General features: G+C 46.3%; 19 protein-coding genes. 12 read left to right on the top strand and 7 right to left on the bottom strand.

Going from position 1 to position 14,741, the window contains the following annotated elements; all coding sequences use genetic code 11:
* Nucleotides 1-28 precede the first annotated feature (28 nt).
* Together QQL66_RS15480 and rlmE are read right to left on the bottom strand one after the other, a co-directional pair.
* Nucleotides 29-982 carry an RDD family protein gene (locus QQL66_RS15480; protein ID WP_284382616.1) on the bottom strand — a complete coding sequence of 318 codons (954 nt, stop codon included), beginning with the start codon at nt 980-982 and terminating at the stop codon, nt 29-31.
* A 60-nt stretch (nt 983-1,042) separates the two neighbouring features.
* Nucleotides 1,043-1,663, bottom strand: a complete 621-nt coding sequence (gene rlmE, locus QQL66_RS15485; protein WP_284382617.1) for a 23S rRNA (uridine(2552)-2'-O)-methyltransferase RlmE — start codon at nt 1,661-1,663, stop codon at nt 1,043-1,045.
* Between the two features lie 278 nt (nt 1,664-1,941).
* On the opposite strand from rlmE, the gene QQL66_RS15490 reads away from it, so the two are divergent.
* Both QQL66_RS15490 and QQL66_RS15495 read left to right on the top strand, forming a co-directional pair.
* Nucleotides 1,942-3,561 carry an NAD(P)/FAD-dependent oxidoreductase gene (locus tag QQL66_RS15490; protein ID WP_284382619.1) on the top strand — a complete coding sequence of 540 codons (1,620 nt, stop codon included), beginning with the start codon at nt 1,942-1,944 and terminating at the stop codon, nt 3,559-3,561.
* A gap of 18 nt (nt 3,562-3,579) precedes the next feature.
* The gene (locus QQL66_RS15495; protein ID WP_284382621.1) at nt 3,580-4,326 is read left to right on the top strand and encodes a TrmH family RNA methyltransferase; all 747 of its coding nucleotides are present in this window, start codon (nt 3,580-3,582) and stop codon (nt 4,324-4,326) included.
* A gap of 42 nt (nt 4,327-4,368) precedes the next feature.
* Here the strand turns inward: QQL66_RS15495 and QQL66_RS15500 are convergent, their stop codons facing one another.
* The 3 genes from QQL66_RS15500 to QQL66_RS15510 form a co-directional block, all read right to left on the bottom strand.
* On the bottom strand, nt 4,369-5,142 hold the full coding sequence (locus QQL66_RS15500) for a hypothetical protein (protein WP_284382623.1): 774 nt from the start codon (nt 5,140-5,142) through the stop codon (nt 4,369-4,371).
* 134 nt (nt 5,143-5,276) lie between these two features.
* Nucleotides 5,277-5,861, bottom strand: coding sequence for a YceI family protein (locus QQL66_RS15505; RefSeq protein ID WP_284382624.1), 585 nt, complete (start codon nt 5,859-5,861; stop codon nt 5,277-5,279).
* A gap of 112 nt (nt 5,862-5,973) precedes the next feature.
* Nucleotides 5,974-6,522: a cytochrome b gene (locus tag QQL66_RS15510; RefSeq protein WP_284382625.1), complete on the bottom strand. Its 549-nt coding sequence runs from the start codon at nt 6,520-6,522 to the stop codon at nt 5,974-5,976.
* Between the two features lie 282 nt (nt 6,523-6,804).
* On the opposite strand from QQL66_RS15510, the gene QQL66_RS15515 reads away from it, so the two are divergent.
* The 3 genes from QQL66_RS15515 to QQL66_RS15525 all read left to right on the top strand — a co-directional run bounded on the left by QQL66_RS15515 (nt 6,805) and on the right by QQL66_RS15525 (nt 8,326).
* Complete coding sequence (locus QQL66_RS15515) at nt 6,805-7,677, top strand: helix-turn-helix transcriptional regulator (protein WP_284382626.1); 873 nt, start codon at nt 6,805-6,807, stop codon at nt 7,675-7,677.
* A gap of 86 nt (nt 7,678-7,763) precedes the next feature.
* A complete protein-coding gene (locus QQL66_RS15520) occupies nt 7,764-8,051 on the top strand; it encodes a type II toxin-antitoxin system RelB/DinJ family antitoxin (RefSeq protein WP_284382627.1) in 288 nt (95 codons plus the stop codon).
* Nucleotides 8,048-8,326: a type II toxin-antitoxin system RelE/ParE family toxin gene (locus QQL66_RS15525; RefSeq protein WP_284382628.1), complete on the top strand. Its 279-nt coding sequence runs from the start codon at nt 8,048-8,050 to the stop codon at nt 8,324-8,326. The genes QQL66_RS15520 and QQL66_RS15525 overlap by 4 nt, the downstream gene beginning before the upstream one ends.
* Before the next feature lie 31 nt (nt 8,327-8,357).
* Here QQL66_RS15525 and QQL66_RS15530 read toward each other — a convergent pair whose 3' ends face one another.
* Together QQL66_RS15530 and QQL66_RS15535 are read right to left on the bottom strand one after the other, a co-directional pair.
* Nucleotides 8,358-9,335 carry a zinc transporter ZntB gene (locus QQL66_RS15530; RefSeq protein WP_284382629.1) on the bottom strand — a complete coding sequence of 326 codons (978 nt, stop codon included), beginning with the start codon at nt 9,333-9,335 and terminating at the stop codon, nt 8,358-8,360.
* 92 nt (nt 9,336-9,427) lie between these two features.
* A complete protein-coding gene (locus QQL66_RS15535) occupies nt 9,428-10,261 on the bottom strand; it encodes a sulfite exporter TauE/SafE family protein (protein ID WP_284382631.1) in 834 nt (277 codons plus the stop codon).
* 187 nt (nt 10,262-10,448) lie between these two features.
* Between QQL66_RS15535 and QQL66_RS15540 the strand changes: the two genes are divergently transcribed.
* The 7 genes from QQL66_RS15540 (at nt 10,449) to QQL66_RS15570 (ending at nt 14,621) form a co-directional block, all read left to right on the top strand.
* Entirely contained in the window at nt 10,449-11,204 is a 756-nt protein-coding gene (locus QQL66_RS15540) for an AzlC family ABC transporter permease (RefSeq protein ID WP_284382633.1), read from the top strand.
* Between the two features lie 12 nt (nt 11,205-11,216).
* The gene (locus QQL66_RS15545; protein ID WP_284382634.1) at nt 11,217-11,582 is read left to right on the top strand and encodes an AzlD domain-containing protein; all 366 of its coding nucleotides are present in this window, start codon (nt 11,217-11,219) and stop codon (nt 11,580-11,582) included.
* 46 nt (nt 11,583-11,628) lie between these two features.
* Nucleotides 11,629-12,627, top strand: a complete 999-nt coding sequence (locus QQL66_RS15550; RefSeq protein ID WP_284382635.1) for a DMT family transporter — start codon at nt 11,629-11,631, stop codon at nt 12,625-12,627.
* An 18-nt stretch (nt 12,628-12,645) separates the two neighbouring features.
* A complete protein-coding gene (locus QQL66_RS15555; protein ID WP_284382636.1) occupies nt 12,646-12,960 on the top strand; it encodes a ClpX C4-type zinc finger protein in 315 nt (104 codons plus the stop codon).
* Nucleotides 12,961-13,166: 206 nt separating this feature from the next.
* The gene (locus QQL66_RS15560) at nt 13,167-13,604 is read left to right on the top strand and encodes a DUF4399 domain-containing protein (protein WP_284382637.1); all 438 of its coding nucleotides are present in this window, start codon (nt 13,167-13,169) and stop codon (nt 13,602-13,604) included.
* 167 nt (nt 13,605-13,771) lie between these two features.
* Nucleotides 13,772-14,119, top strand: a complete 348-nt coding sequence (locus tag QQL66_RS15565; protein ID WP_284382638.1) for a TfoX/Sxy family protein — start codon at nt 13,772-13,774, stop codon at nt 14,117-14,119.
* 13 nt (nt 14,120-14,132) lie between these two features.
* Nucleotides 14,133-14,621 (top strand): DUF1499 domain-containing protein, encoded by a 489-nt coding sequence (locus tag QQL66_RS15570; protein WP_284382639.1) that lies wholly within the window; start codon nt 14,133-14,135, stop codon nt 14,619-14,621.
* Nucleotides 14,622-14,741 lie beyond the last annotated feature (120 nt).

The following is a 14,741-nucleotide window of genomic DNA, read 5'->3' on the forward strand; positions in this document are numbered from 1 at the left end:
ACTAAAACGTACATAACGGGCTTCCGCTCTATTGTGTCTCTGAATTCGAAAAATTATAGGAACGAGTTTCTCTCGACCAAGTAGACCAGATACCAATGTCATAGCCATAAGTCAAAGTGACATTTACCGCGTCCATCTCTCTTGAGGCAGGATAAAGATCAAAAACGATATCCGAAATGTTCTTTGAAAGCGTCTGATCAGAGATATTATTTTCCGTCAAACTCGCACTCACATTCACAAATTCAAAAGATTGCTCACCATTAGTACTAGAAGAAACAAATCGCTCACTTTGAACGACAGAAGCCTTTCTTACAGATGGAACGTTAAGAACTTCGACTTGAATATTCAGAAGTTTTTTAAAAGGTTCTTGCGCTACCATATCCTCCATAAAAAACATCACAACAACAGTGACCACAGGCAAGGTACTAATGATTGCAAAATGGGGTTTCCATACGTTTACCGACGACTGAAATGAGCCTTCAGCCTGAACCACATAACTACCCACCACTAAATCATGCAGTGATTGTCTCGTTCGTTTATTGAAAAGATATAAATATGCGGTTGAGAAAATACCGCCAAAAATCACAATCGCCAGAAGATAATGAACAATGGAAAGACCTTCCATAAACTCTGGCGATAGATTTAGACCATTCAGATAAAAAGGAGTAGCAAAAACAACGTATCGAACAACCGACCTTAGTGGAGAAATATAGTCCCCACTTCGATTGACCACCTTAATATCTAATGCTCTTTTACCAAGAGTCTGTCCCTGTCCTATACGGCTATTCAAGATTCCGAAATAACATAACGCTATTGAAAAACCGATTAAGCGAGCGGCGTCTCCCAGGCTCACAAACCAACTTTCAAAAAACAGCCCAAGAAGGAACCCTAAGCCACCCAAAAAAAGTCCATCTAAAACTAGTGCACCGATTCTTCGCCAAAAACCTGAAATGGATGATTCCACTTTCTGTTCTGCGTCCATTCTTTCTTCCACTATTCAGTCCTTTAAATTAAATATTCACGTTTATTCATTAGAACTTTTTCAGCCCTTAAACCCTTTAGCCACGATATAGACCTCGCGAGAACGCGGGCGAGAAGCTGCAGGTTTGCGGATCATCACTTTGTTGAATGAACTGCGAACGTCTTTCAGGTATTCGTCATAGCCCACGCCCTGAAAGACTTTTGCACAGAAGCTGCCATTGGGTTTTAGGACTTGTCGAGCCATGTCCAGCGCCAGTTCCACCAAGTACATAGAAGAGTACTGATCGGTGGCATTTACGCCACTCATGTTTGGGGCCATATCGGAGATCACCACATCCACCGGACGATCATCCAACACCGCCATAATTTCATCAAAGACGCTTTCTTCGGTGAAATCGCCCTGAATGAAGTCGACATCCGGCAGTGAATCCATCGGCAGAATATCCGACGCAATCACCTTACCTTTGTCACCCACCCAAGGGCCGACGATTTGCGACCAACCACCCGGCGCAGAACCCAAATCCATCACGATCATGCCTGGTCGAATGAGTTTGTCTTTCTCATTAATTTCGATCAGTTTATAACTGGCGCGCGAACGATAGCCATCCACCTGAGCACGTTTCACATAAGGGTCATTTACGTGTTCGTCTAACCATTTTTGACTGGTCTTGGATCTCGCCATACTGTTGTTCGCTCTCGGTGTTTATTTTCAAGGAAATGTTTTTAAATAAATGAGTTCAATAGCCGGTTTAAAAACTGTGGTCCAATAAAGGTCGCAGGACGGCATTGTACTCGTCCGACCAGCTTGTCGCAAAACTACCCAAACTGGCTAAAACTCTCTGTATTTTAGCCTGACTTTTAAACACGCTGCGGCTACAATTCGCGCTATTGTTAAATCGACACTATTTGTCTCACTGCTCCCGATTACCTTTGCCGGAGACACCGGCCAGGACACACATTATGATTCGCATTACTGAACTTGCTCTCCCTCTCGATCACCCGGAAGACGCACTCAAAGCCGCCATTCTGAAACGCCTAAAGATCAAAGACGCCGATCTTAATGAGTTTACGGTGTTCAAACGCAGTTACGACGCGCGTAAAAAGAATTCAGAGATCAAATTCGTTTACATCATTGATGCGGATATCAACAACGAAGCGCAGGTGTTAGCGCGCTTTGAAGACGATCATAATGTGAAGGTTGCGCCAGACACCAACTACTACCCTGTTGCTAAAGCGCCGGAAGATTTAAAAGAACGCCCAATCATCATTGGCTTCGGCCCATGCGGTTTGTTTGCTGCCTTAACACTCGCACAAATGGGCTTCAAACCCATCGTATTAGAACGCGGTAAAGAAGTTCGTGCCCGCACCAAAGACACCTGGGCCCTGTGGCGTAAACATCAGCTGACAACCGAATCGAACGTACAATACGGTGAAGGCGGCGCCGGGCTGTTTTCCGATGGCAAACTTTACAGCCAGATTAAAGATCCGAAATTCTATGGCCGTAAGGTGATGAGCGAATTCGTTCGCGCTGGTGCGCCGGAAGAAATCATGTACGTCAGCAAGCCACACATCGGGACCTTCCGTCTGACCGGCGTGGTGTCGAGAATGCGTGAAGAAATTAAAGCGCTTGGCGGTGAAGTTCGTTTCGAAAGCAAAGTCACCGATTTCGACATTGAAGACGGTCAAATCACCGGCGTCACCCTAGCCAATGGTGAAAAACTGCATAGCCGCTATGTGGTGTTAGCACTGGGCCACAGTTCGCGTGACACCTTCCGTATGCTGGAACGCCAAGGCGTGTATCTGGAAGCCAAGCCGTTTGCGATTGGTTTCCGTATCGAACACCCTCAGCCTATGATTGATCAGGCACGCTTGGGTAAATACGCAGGCCACCCGGAACTGGGTGCCGCCGATTATAAAGTAATCCATCACGCCAAAAATGGTCGTGCAGTGTACAGTTTCTGCATGTGCCCTGGCGGTACTGTCGTTGCTGCGACGTCCGAAGACGGCCGCGTAGTGACCAACGGCATGAGCCAATATTCCCGCAACGAGCGCAACGCCAACTCAGGCATTGTGGTTGGTATTCATCCTGAAGAAGATTTCCCTGGCGGCCCACTGGCCGGTGTTGAGCTGCAAGAACAACTGGAAAGTAATGCCTTCCTGATGGGTGGCGAAGACTACACCGCACCAGGCCAGTTGGTCGGTGACTTCATTAAAGGCGTACCGTCTACCGAATTGGGTGACGTTGTCCCGTCTTACAAGCCCGGTATTAAACTGACAGACCTAGCGCCATCATTGCCAGACTACGCCATTGAAGCCATTCGCGAGGCGTTAACCGCCTTCGGTAAGAAGATCAAAGGCTTTGATCGTGACGACGCCATCTTAACCGGGATTGAAACGCGCACCTCTTCGCCAGTTCGAATTAAACGGGATAATGACAGCCTGCAAAGCTTAAACACCCGTGGCTTATACCCGGCCGGTGAAGGCGCAGGCTACGCCGGTGGCATTCTGTCTGCAGGCGTGGATGGCATTAAAGTCGCCGAAGCCTTAGCGAAACAAATGATGGCAGATCTGGAAGGCTAGCAAAGGGGAAAGTAACTCATGAAATTCGACGACATCAAAAAGCTCCACCAGAAAAAATATCGCCAGCAGTTTGGTCACTATCTGGTGGAAGGTGAACATCTGATTCTTGAGTTACAAAAAGCGGTTGCCCAATCCGGCATTGATCTACACACCATTCAGTTGTTTGTGACGGAGAAGTATCAGGATTGGTCTTCCCCTTTTGAAAAGCGTGTCGTGTCATCCAAACAAATGACGCTGCTTTCAGATACCAAATCCCCTCAAGGCATTATCGCCTGTGTGCCTTTGCCTGAGTCAGCCCCAGCTGCCGATCAAAGTGTGTCTGATCAGAGTAAAAGCGAACGCTGTATCTACCTTCATGAAGTGCAAGACCCTGGCAACCTTGGGACCATCCTTCGAACACTGGCTTGGTTTGGCGGCTTTCGCTTATTGCTCAGCCCTAACAGCGTTGATCCGTACAACTCCAAAGTCGTGCGTTCCAGCATGGGCGCCATCTTTCATGTGCCGATGGAATTAGAGGTGTCACTGGATGATTTGGCTGAGCGCTTTGATCGCTTCGCCTACCTTGATATGAACGGAGAAATCATCAAATCCGAAGCCTTTGCCGACTTCCCATGTTATCTGTTTGGCAACGAAGCCCGTGGTGTGCCGAGAGAAGCACTTACCGCACTCAATGCCACCGCCTTTACCATTCCCGGCAACGGTGCCATTGAATCGTTGAATTTAGCGAGTGCGGTGAATATGAGCGTGTTTCAGTTGTCGGTGTGAGGAAAGAAATAACGCTCCCTTTACAGAACTACAGACACTTTATCACTCTTGGCAAAAATCACTTTTTATATTCAACAGTGATTGCTCATCAAAAATTGGTGATAGCAGTAGTCTTGAAGCGTATGGCGAAATAAATAATGAGTGAAGACGCAAACGACTATCCGCCCCACTCAACGAAATAACCTCTGCCACAGTGTTAGCAGGTACAACATTCACATGTTGAAGCTCATACTTTATAAAAGAGCCTCCATGAAGGTAAAACCGCCAAGCCTTAAACTGATCCGTTCGCCATATAACCATTAGCGTTCCCTGACACCCGGCAAAAATTTCTTTTGCATCGACTAACATCACATGCATATCAGATGCGTCACTTCCATCTTCAAATACATTGCCAGAATAAACTTTAGCTTTGTAATCAGTAAGATTAATCCCTCTCTCCTTCAACCCCTGTATAACCTTTGTATACGTTGTAATCCTTTTCTTTTCTTTCTCAGCCACCCACGGCCATACCTCTCTATTTAACTCATTTAAATTTAAAATCTCAGAGGTAGCTTGCTGATAATTGCCCTCAAAATAGCGAGTAACCTTAGCATCAACATTCGAAAAGGCTGCAGGAACAATGGTTGCTACTCCATACACAGAAAATGTCAGTAAACTGTTTTTGAGAACATACAACGCTTCATCTTCTGCTAACTCAGAGTAATTCAGGTCTTTAGAGGCTTCGTGACCAAACTTAATTTCCATCTCCGACGCATTGGTTAAGCTCGCCAACGCGATAAATAAACTAAAGACTATGCCTTTTAAAGCCTTTGTCATCCTGCCTCCGAGTTGTATTAACGCCCTGTCATAAGCCGAACCACAATATCACCACCTTTTCCCAGGCACAAAAAAGGCCTCCGAAGAGGCCATAGGTATAGAACAACAAAAAATTGTTTTTGGCAGTGAATCGATTACTGACGAATACCTTCAACATGAAGTTCCAGCTCAACCGTTTCAGACGCTGGGCCAAGGTTGTAGTCGATACCGAAGTCTTTCAGTTTGATCGTCGTTGAACCGGCGAAACCGTTACGGAAACCACCCCAAGGGTCGTTACCACCACCGATGTGTTCTGCATCAATGGTTACTGATTTAGTAACACCGTGCAGCGTCAAATCACCCACCAATTGGAAAGTGCCGTTGTCACCCGTAACAACCGACTTGCTTTGGAAGATGGCTTTTGGATAAGTGCTCACGTCCAGAAAATCATTGCCACGAAGATGTTTGTCACGCTCTGCGTGGTTTGAATCGACACTCTTGGTATCGATCACAACATTCACTTGGCTTGCCGCCAGATTCTTCTCATCAAAGGTAAATTCACCTTTGAAGTCATTGAAACGGCCTGTTAACCAGCTGTATCCCAGGTGTTTGATTCTGAATTGAATCGAGGCATGTGCGCCTTTGGTATCAATCACATATTTATCAGCCATTGCAGACATTGACATAAGTGAAGCTAACGATGCAGCCAATAAAGTTTTAGTGATCTTGCCTAATTTCATTTGAGTCTCCTATAAGTTTGTTCTTGTCAAATGTGTTCTTGTTAAATGTGTTCTTGTTACGTTCTTTCTAATCCGTGTTCATTGCAGAGTTTTTGAATACTATTGTTTTGACTTACGAGCCTTTGATCATTCGAAGTAACGTCCGATCTTTGTCTATGAAGTGATGTTTCAACGCGCCCAGCGCATGCAGTACCGCCAAACCAATTAAGGTATACGCCACATACTCATGAATCATGCCAGCGATATCGCCCTGGCTTTCGCCACCCGCGATCAGTGCAGGCACTTCAAACAGCCCAAACACATCAACACCATGCCCTTTCGCGGTAGAAATCAAATAGCCGCTGAACATGACCACCAGCATCAATAAATAGAGGCCAAAGTGCGCCAGCTTCGCGCCAACTTTTTCCGCCTTTGAGTGATTTTCCAATGGCTTAGGGTGAACATTGATCATTCGCCAGACCAGACGAAATACAATCAGTATGAACAGCAACACGCCAATGCCTTTATGTATTGGGGGTAAGGTCTGATACAAACTGTCGTAATAGCTCAGCGAACGCATATAGATGCCTGAGGCAAACAGTCCGATGATGGTCAGCGCTGCAATCCAATGTACAGAAATGGTTACCACACCAAAGCGATTTTCAGAATTTTTTAACTGCATTTTAAAACCCTGTTATCCGATACAAGGCCAGATGAAGGCCGCACCGTTGAATGTCTTTCGTAAATTTTTAGCAAGATTATCAATTAACAATCCGATAATCTTCTAGAAAATATAGGCTAGTAATATCGAAATGATCGATATTACTTTTATCTGTTTCTCAGCTAACCGTCTAAAAAGTCAATTTCGTTCTAAACACTATCATGAGAAAGTTTTACACTCTGACCAAAAGATCAGAAAATTGTTCAATAGCCACCGTACCTACAACCTGAACAGCCATAAGCGATGACACATTTAACGTCTGAATCTGCCCGATATCATCATGTTAAGCAGCTGAATAACTTAGAGTTGTTGGACGCACGCTTTCGTCGTCAGACCTTTGGAAAGCACGTGCATGAAGGGTTTTGTATTGGAGTGATTGAAGACGGCGCCCAGGCGTTCTTCCGATCAGGTGAAATTCACGTTGCAGGCACAAACCGCATCATTCTGGTCAATGCTGATCAAGTGCATACCGGATATTCGGCAACAGATCACGGCTGGTCGTATCGGGCCATTTATCCAACGCCGGAACACTTTGAATCGGTAACCAATGAATACGGATTAAATACCGGCACACCCTACTTTGATGCCTCAGTCGTTCATGACCCGTTGATGGCGAATCAACTGCGCCATTTATTCAATGTGATGGCCTCAACTGACAGCTCCACGCTGGAAATTCAAACCTGCTATCTGCAGGTCATCAGCCACTTGATTCAGCGACACAACCGTAGCCGAGCCATGCCGTTAACGACAGGTTCAGAACATTGGGCCATTGAAACCGTTAAGGAATTCCTGACGGCCAATGTAGATCAAAATGTTTCTCTTGATCAATTAAGCGATCTGGTCAATCTAAACCCACATTATTTGGTACGAACATTTCAGAAAACGACGGGGATGCCACCCCATGCGTATCATGTTCAGATTCGCTTACAACAAGCCAAAGCGTTATTATCTCACGGAATGAAACTTCATGACGTGGCCTTAGAAACGGGCTTCAGCGATCAAAGCCATCTGTCTCGCCATTTCAAAAAGGCTGTAGGTGTGACGCCTGGCGTGTTCCAGCGGCAAGTAAATGCATCACCAGTGATTAACCCGCCATTAAATAGCCATCCCCATTAATCTATTTGGTTCTTATTCATCATGTTTCGATAACCTCCATGTGCTAACATCTGTACCAACACTGATAACAAAAGACGAGGTGAAATATGGACACAAGAATCCAATTTCGAGTCGATGAAGAAACCAAACGTTTAGCTCAACAAATGGCTGAAAGCCAAGGCAGAACGCTAAGTGAGGCCTGTCGGGAACTGACAGAGCAATTAGCCGAGCAACAGAGAAAAATTGAATCGCATCAAGAATGGCTAGCAAACGAGGTCAATCAAGCCTTTGCCAAACTGGAAGAAGGTAATGCCCATTTTATTGAGCAGACAGACGCTCAAACAGAAATGGAACGCCGCAAAGCCAACATTCGCAGCAGGTTCAATAAGGCATGATATTCTGGGAAGAAGAGGCGCTTAACGACCGAGAAAAAATATTTGAATACCTTTACCGTTTTAATCCTCTAGCTGCAGAGCAAACTGATTCCCTTATTGAACAAAGAACGCTTATGCTACTAGAACAACCCGAAATGGGCGTTGTTCGAAAAGGAATTAAAGGCCGTTTGCTCATTATTCCTGAGATATCAATGACAGTGTCGTATTGGATCGACGAGCAGCATATTCGAGTCATGCGAGTATTGCATCACAAGCAAAAATTTCCCTTACGATAACTCAAACATGCCCTTCTAAATCACGGCAACGCTAAAACCATCGATTGAATCGTAAGAACACCACTTGTAGAGCGGCGATTAACGTCATTAACCCCGCAACGATCCAAAAGGCATCAGAGTTATCCGCCCCCGGCATTCCTCCGACATTGATTCCCAGCAATCCGGTTAAGAAACCTAGCGGCAGGAAAATCGCAGCAACAATCGAAAGCATGTACATGCGATTATTCATTTGCTCCGACATGGCACTGGCAATTTCATCTTGAGTGATGGACGCTCGTTCGCGAATGGAATCCAAGTCCTCGATATAACGAAGCAAGTGATCTGAAGTCTGTCTTAAATGGATGTAATCATGGTCGCTGATGAAGGAGAAACGATCCGAAATCAGTTTCTGCATTGCCTCACGTTGAGGCGAGAGATAACGTCGTAACACTATGGCCTGACGACGTAAATCCGCCAAATCAGAACGTAACGAGTGAGAGGCACTGTCGATGACCTTTTCTTCCAAAGACGCGATGGTTTCTTCTTGCGCGTGCAAGGTGCCCTGCATACGGCTGATCAATCGGTCGGTCAGCATCACAATGAATTCACCCACCGTAGTCGGCCCAGCCCCTTGCTCAATTTGTTCGACGATGTCTTGTGCCGACAGCAATCGACGCTTGCGGGTGCTGATGATGCGATACGGCTCGATCCAGATCCGAATCGACACCATATCTTCAGGGTCAGAGTTAGGCGCCAGATTTACCCCTCGCAAGGTCAGCAAGGCACCTTGGCCGAATCGGGTACAGCGAGGGCTGGTTTCATCACACAACAAGCCATCGATGATCACCTGATCCAAACCGCTTTTCTCATTCAACCATTGCTGTGCTTTCTCAGAGGTGTAATCCAGATGAATCCAGGCGGGCGCCCCTTCACTGCCAGCGGTTTCCAGGTCACTCCAATTCAGTGTCTGCCCTTTCTGTGCGCCATTCAAACAATAGGCGTACACCAATCCATCGTTGTCTTTCTGCATTTCTTATTTCTCTAGAGATCCTTACCCAACAGCAATAGTAGTTGAGCTATTCAAATCAAACTAGAGAAACAAAAACTTCAGTTAATAAAGACTCACCCCCACGCCTGCCACAAGCCCATCAGACTGATGACAATCAACACCGAACCCAGCACTCGGAAAAAAGTCGGCGTTTCGGCACTGACCATCTTCTCGTGGAAATGCATTCCAATAAAATGACCTACCGTTGCACAAGGTAATAGCCACAAATGGTGAATTAACTGGAAGTCGACGCCCGCCCAAACAAACGCAGCACATTTGATGATGACCAAGATAAACCAGAGTACAAACAGCGTGTCTCGCAGTTGATGTTTTGCCACATGAGAGGCATACACCGCCACGATAAGCGGAGCACCAATCAACGATGTACCACTGATGTAACCGCCCAACATGAGAAAACCGGTGTCGAGCGTTTTACTGTTACTTTTGAAAGGTTTGTTGAGCACATAGCCGATGGCATAGACGGTCACAATAGCAAAGATGATGCTACTCATAATATGGGAAGGCAGACTTAACAAGCCAAACACACCGATCAGCTTAGGAACAATCATTACCCCAAGCGAGTACTTGAGGTATTTCCAGTCGATGGTCGACACCGACTTGTCGGCATTATCATTTGCCAAACCACTCGCCAATGTCTCTTTCTTTACCTTTTGGTGATTGGCTTTTCTGTGACTAGCATTTCTATGACTAGAGAACGCGATCCAAGAGGAGAACACCAACAGGTGCACCGCAATAATCGGCAGGAACACCAGTGGATCATTTACGATCAAGAGCAAGAACGGCAAGCTCAGTACGGCGCCACCAAAACCTAACCCAGAGCGAACAAAGCCACTCCAGACAAACAACAAACCAATGGCGATGTATTGCCAAGTTTCAAGGTTTTCCATTGAACACATCCTTGTCTGAAAGAGGCTGGATTATGCCTGAAGGTCATGTGGCCCACAATTTCCTGCATCTTAATTTCTAACCAGTTACTCAATAGTTCAAAGTCAATTTCGTACAATCTTTCACGGACGGCTTTCACTAAAATTAAACATCAATTCACTCTATTTTTTTATGTACTGTTTTTTAATTATGAACAAATCAACGCTGTTTCTTCATGGGGTACGCGACACCCTTCCGCTGGTCTTGGCCGCTGTGCCCTTTGGCATTTTATTCGGGGCTTTGTGCCAAGCCTTCGAATTGCCTTTGGCACTTTGTCTGGCGATGTCAGTGTTTGTGTTTGCAGGCTCGTCCCAGTTTGTGGCCGCTAACTTACTGGGTATTGGAACGCCCTGGATGATCGTGGTCGGTGCCACCTTCATCGTGAACCTGCGACACATGATGTACAGCGCGAACCTGATGAAACACGTTCGCCCTTACTCGCAATTAAGACGAGCTATGATGGCTTTTGGCTTAACGGATGAAACCTTTGCCACGGTGCTTAATCGTTTGAATCAGTATCAGGACGAACCCTTTTCCGGCAGTTACTACTTCGGTTCCTACGGGTTCATGTACAGCAACTGGATCTTTTGTAGCTGGCTGGGATTTGTATTGGGCGGTCAACTGGATGACCCTCTCGCCTGGGGGCTGGATGTAGCGATGGTGGTCGCCTTCATCGGAATTGTCACTCCTTTACTGGTAAATCATCTGATGTGGTTGAGTGCCATTCTGGCGGGAACCACCGCCGTTTTGTGTCATGACCTGCCGTTTCAATTAGGCATCGTAGCCTCGGCGTTGGTCGCCATCCTGATCCCCACCTGGTTAAGCCTTCGTCAAAAGGCATCTACCCCGGCTCCGACATCGACATCGACCACAGCGTCGGCATCCAGCCTTGAAGACAGTTTTTAGGAATTAATCACGATGAACACAGAATCACTGACAACCGTTATGACAGATACCGAAATGGTGTTGCTCATTGTAGGAATGATGATGGTTACCTTTGGCGTGCGTTACTTCCCGTTTGCCTTGGCATCAAAAGATAACCTGTGGGGGAAATACCAGAACGTGGTCGAAACAGCGCTGGGTTTTGTGCCGGTCGCGGTACTCACCGCGATCATAGTACCAACTGTACTGATCAGAGATGGGGAAACTGTATCTGTCTCTTTGGACAACTTTCATCTATTGTCCTCCCTTGTGGCATTTGCCGTTGCCTATATAACTCGACACACCTTGCTCACAGTAGTGTCCGGTCTTGCCACCTTTGGACTGTTAAAACTTTTCTTTTAGTCAGTCGACTAATATGAACCACAGCTTGTCATAATCTAACCCTCGTATGACGCAAGGTTGGTTCGCACCACTCCGCTTCATCTATCAGTTTGAGGTCTTTGTGAATCGAGACGCACACCTTACTCCGCAACAACTGACACAAGGGATTCTCTTTGGGCTGATCGCAGCCCTGATCTGGGGAGCCTGGCCAGTGGTCTCTGCGCTGGGCGTTCGTCAATCTTTGGGTGCAAACGACCTGATCTTTTTGCGCTTTACCGTATCCGGGCTTATTTTGTTGCCGCTCTTTTATAAACTCCGGTTTCAGGGCGTAAATCTCGGTAAAGGTTTGGTGTTGGCCTGTGGCGCCGGCTTGGGTTACATCTCACTCTGTTTGTACGCACTGTCATTTGCACCCGCCAGCCACTTCGGTATCATCACGCCCAGCTGCATGCTGACCTTTACCACACTCGGCAGTTGGTTGCTGCTCGGAGAAAAACTGTCGCTCAGTCGAGTATTCGGCTTCATCATTATTATTCTCGGCGTGCTATCGATCGGCTGGTCCAGCCTCCACTCCGACATCAGCAACCCGAATTATCCGGAAAGCTGGAAAGGCGACATCATTTTTGTCTTCTGTGGTTCCCTCTGGGCGCTGTACACCATCAGTAGTCGGGTTTGGCAGGTCGAAGCCTTCCATGCCACTACGCTGGTGTCCGTATTATCGATGTTCATTTACGCACCTATTTATTTTTTTCTGACCGATCCCAAACTGTTCAGCGCTCCGGTATCCGAAGTCGCCTTTCAAGGCGTAATGCAGGGAGTGCTGACCGCAGTCCTGGCTCTGCTGTTCTTCAGTAAATCGGTCAATCTCATCGGTGCCAGCAAAGGGGCCGTGTTTGGTGCTTTAGTTCCGGCGGTTGCCCTGCTACTCTCCATCCCTGTATTGAATGAATTTCCGAGTCTGGTGGAAATCATTGGCGTGATGGTGGTAAGTCTGGGAATGCTGTACGCGCTCGGATTACTTAAAATTAGAAAGCTGGAATACACATCACAACGTGGTGGAAGCTGACAACCTAGAAGTAAGCGTATGAACGAACAACAGAAGCAACAACTAAAAGCGATGCTGGCGCAATTTTCGGAACAAGAGAAGCAGGATCTAAAACAGCAGATGGGCATTGATCTGGACACAGAACTGGACCCGGACAACATAGATCCTGAGCTTGCCAAACTGTTGGTCGACAGCGGTGTCTTATCTTCCCGACCAAAACTTTCCAAGGTCGTAGGCACGGACGTAAGCTGTTCATTTTGTGGTAAGCCCAGTGCCGAAGTTGGCGCATTAATCACATCGCCACAAGGCGCAAAAATCTGTCGCCAATGTATTATTCAATATCAGAAAAGTTAGCAATACCCCAAAAGTTAGCATTAAGTATTACTTCACAGCTAAACACCTTTATTCACCAAACCGAAAGGCAAGCTTCCTCAAGCGCCAACGTCAGATTAAAGAGGAAATTTTCCAAAAAACAGCTATAACTAGGGAACCTTTAGAGAAGAGTCGCCGCTCAAGCCAATGCTTTTCTAGAGTGATAACAACGATAAGGAGTCATCGAAATGAAAGTCAAAACTGCATTATTTCTTAGTGCACTGAGTGTGGGTCTATCCGGTGCGTTTGCAACGCAAGCACAAGCTGAGTGTGGTCATTGCTCAGAGGCACCTGCGAATGCCCAAGCGTATATTATCTCTCCTCAACATGGAGAAACCGTAGACCAAACCTTTACCGTAAAATTCGGTCTTACAGGAATGGGAGTTGCACCCGCTGGGATGGATCGCAAACACACAGGTCACCATCACTTGCTGGTGGATGGCAAGCTGCCTCCGATGGATCAGCCAATGGGCAAAAACGTGAAGCACTTTGGTGGTGGTCAAACCGAAACCACGCTAACGCTAACGCCAGGCACACACACCCTGCAATTAATTCTGGGCGACATGAAGCACCAACCGCATAATCCGCCGGTGGTGTCTGAGCCAATCACGATTACAGTGAAATAGTTTTAATACCCATCACAGTCTCGTTTTCCTTGCTGTGGTGGGTTCCCTTCCCAAAACATTAATCAGTTCCTGATAAATTGATCAATGTCACTTAGACTTAATCAAAATGTATTAGTTTTTATATTCTAGAAACAAAGAACACAATCGCTCGAAAAGAGACTGAAGCAATGAGTCATTCTGAATTTGCTGATTATCTGTGCGAACAACTCATGCCGATTGGCCCGGTGCGGGCAAAACGCATGTTCGGTGGATATGGGCTTTTTCTGGACGACCTTATGTTTGGTTTGATTGCGGACGATGTGCTCTACTTAAAAACTGATGAGCTGACGCGACCGAACTTTGAAAGCCTCGGACTGGAACCGTTTTCCTATTCGAAAAAGGATAAAGTCGTTTCACTGAGCTATAGTCAAGCGCCTGAGGATGCGATAGAAGACCCACATTTATTATGCGAGTGGGCAAATGCAGCCTTTGGTGCAGCGCTTCGATCTGCAAACAATAAGAAAAAAAATAAGTAACAAAAGGCGAGCTATGTTCCAAAAAATCCTGCTATGGGTTTTCGTTGTGCTGTTTATTTTATGTGCCGCGTTATACACCCGTTTTTATACATTAGGCCAAGAGTCAAAAGACTATACGGCAATGGGCCTCGAACAAGGCTCATTAATGCCCTGCCCGGACACGCCAAATTGCGTGAACAGTGAATTTCCGGATGATCAGGAGCACTATATTGCGCCGTTGCTCATTACCGATGGCGAATGGACCAGTCTGCAAATTCTATTACGTCAGGCAATTCGCCAGCACGGCGGTATCGTTAAAAACACAAATGAACATTATATGGCCGCCGAGTACACCAGTGGCTGGTTTGAGTTTGTAGACGATATCGAACTGCGTTTCGACCCGGAGATGAAGCTACTGCACATTCGTTCTGCCTCACGAGTAGGTTACAGCGACTTGGGTGTAAACCGGGAGCGTTCCGAACGATTGAAGGGTGTGATCGAGAAACTATTGGTCAGTAATTAATCGATTACGCAATAATCCATCGATTTTCTTCATGTCATAGATACAGAAAATTGACTGGAAGCCTGCCCTCAAGATCTTTATCCTAGCGGTCAACTTTTTCTCTTTTTTGACCGTTAGGTA

Origin of the sequence: Litoribrevibacter albus, assembly GCF_030159995.1 — a bacterium.
In the GTDB taxonomy this organism is placed as follows: domain Bacteria; phylum Pseudomonadota; class Gammaproteobacteria; order Pseudomonadales; family Litoribrevibacteraceae; genus Litoribrevibacter; species Litoribrevibacter albus.

Coding starts and splice junctions, on each gene's coding strand:
- QQL66_RS15480 (WP_284382616.1), bottom strand. CDS start 982: ATGGACGCAGAACAGAAAGTGGAATCATCCATTTCAGGTTTTTGGCGA.
- rlmE (WP_284382617.1), bottom strand. CDS start 1,663: ATGGCGAGATCCAAGACCAGTCAAAAATGGTTAGACGAACACGTAAAT.
- QQL66_RS15490 (WP_284382619.1), top strand. CDS start 1,942: ATGATTCGCATTACTGAACTTGCTCTCCCTCTCGATCACCCGGAAGAC.
- QQL66_RS15495 (WP_284382621.1), top strand. CDS start 3,580: ATGAAATTCGACGACATCAAAAAGCTCCACCAGAAAAAATATCGCCAG.
- QQL66_RS15500 (WP_284382623.1), bottom strand. CDS start 5,142: ATGACAAAGGCTTTAAAAGGCATAGTCTTTAGTTTATTTATCGCGTTG.
- QQL66_RS15505 (WP_284382624.1), bottom strand. CDS start 5,861: ATGAAATTAGGCAAGATCACTAAAACTTTATTGGCTGCATCGTTAGCT.
- QQL66_RS15510 (WP_284382625.1), bottom strand. CDS start 6,522: ATGCAGTTAAAAAATTCTGAAAATCGCTTTGGTGTGGTAACCATTTCT.
- QQL66_RS15515 (WP_284382626.1), top strand. CDS start 6,805: ATGACACATTTAACGTCTGAATCTGCCCGATATCATCATGTTAAGCAG.
- QQL66_RS15520 (WP_284382627.1), top strand. CDS start 7,764: ATGGACACAAGAATCCAATTTCGAGTCGATGAAGAAACCAAACGTTTA.
- QQL66_RS15525 (WP_284382628.1), top strand. CDS start 8,048: ATGATATTCTGGGAAGAAGAGGCGCTTAACGACCGAGAAAAAATATTT.
- QQL66_RS15530 (WP_284382629.1), bottom strand. CDS start 9,335: ATGCAGAAAGACAACGATGGATTGGTGTACGCCTATTGTTTGAATGGC.
- QQL66_RS15535 (WP_284382631.1), bottom strand. CDS start 10,261: ATGGAAAACCTTGAAACTTGGCAATACATCGCCATTGGTTTGTTGTTT.
- QQL66_RS15540 (WP_284382633.1), top strand. CDS start 10,449: ATGAACAAATCAACGCTGTTTCTTCATGGGGTACGCGACACCCTTCCG.
- QQL66_RS15545 (WP_284382634.1), top strand. CDS start 11,217: ATGAACACAGAATCACTGACAACCGTTATGACAGATACCGAAATGGTG.
- QQL66_RS15550 (WP_284382635.1), top strand. CDS start 11,629: ATGACGCAAGGTTGGTTCGCACCACTCCGCTTCATCTATCAGTTTGAG.
- QQL66_RS15555 (WP_284382636.1), top strand. CDS start 12,646: ATGAACGAACAACAGAAGCAACAACTAAAAGCGATGCTGGCGCAATTT.
- QQL66_RS15560 (WP_284382637.1), top strand. CDS start 13,167: ATGAAAGTCAAAACTGCATTATTTCTTAGTGCACTGAGTGTGGGTCTA.
- QQL66_RS15565 (WP_284382638.1), top strand. CDS start 13,772: ATGAGTCATTCTGAATTTGCTGATTATCTGTGCGAACAACTCATGCCG.
- QQL66_RS15570 (WP_284382639.1), top strand. CDS start 14,133: ATGTTCCAAAAAATCCTGCTATGGGTTTTCGTTGTGCTGTTTATTTTA.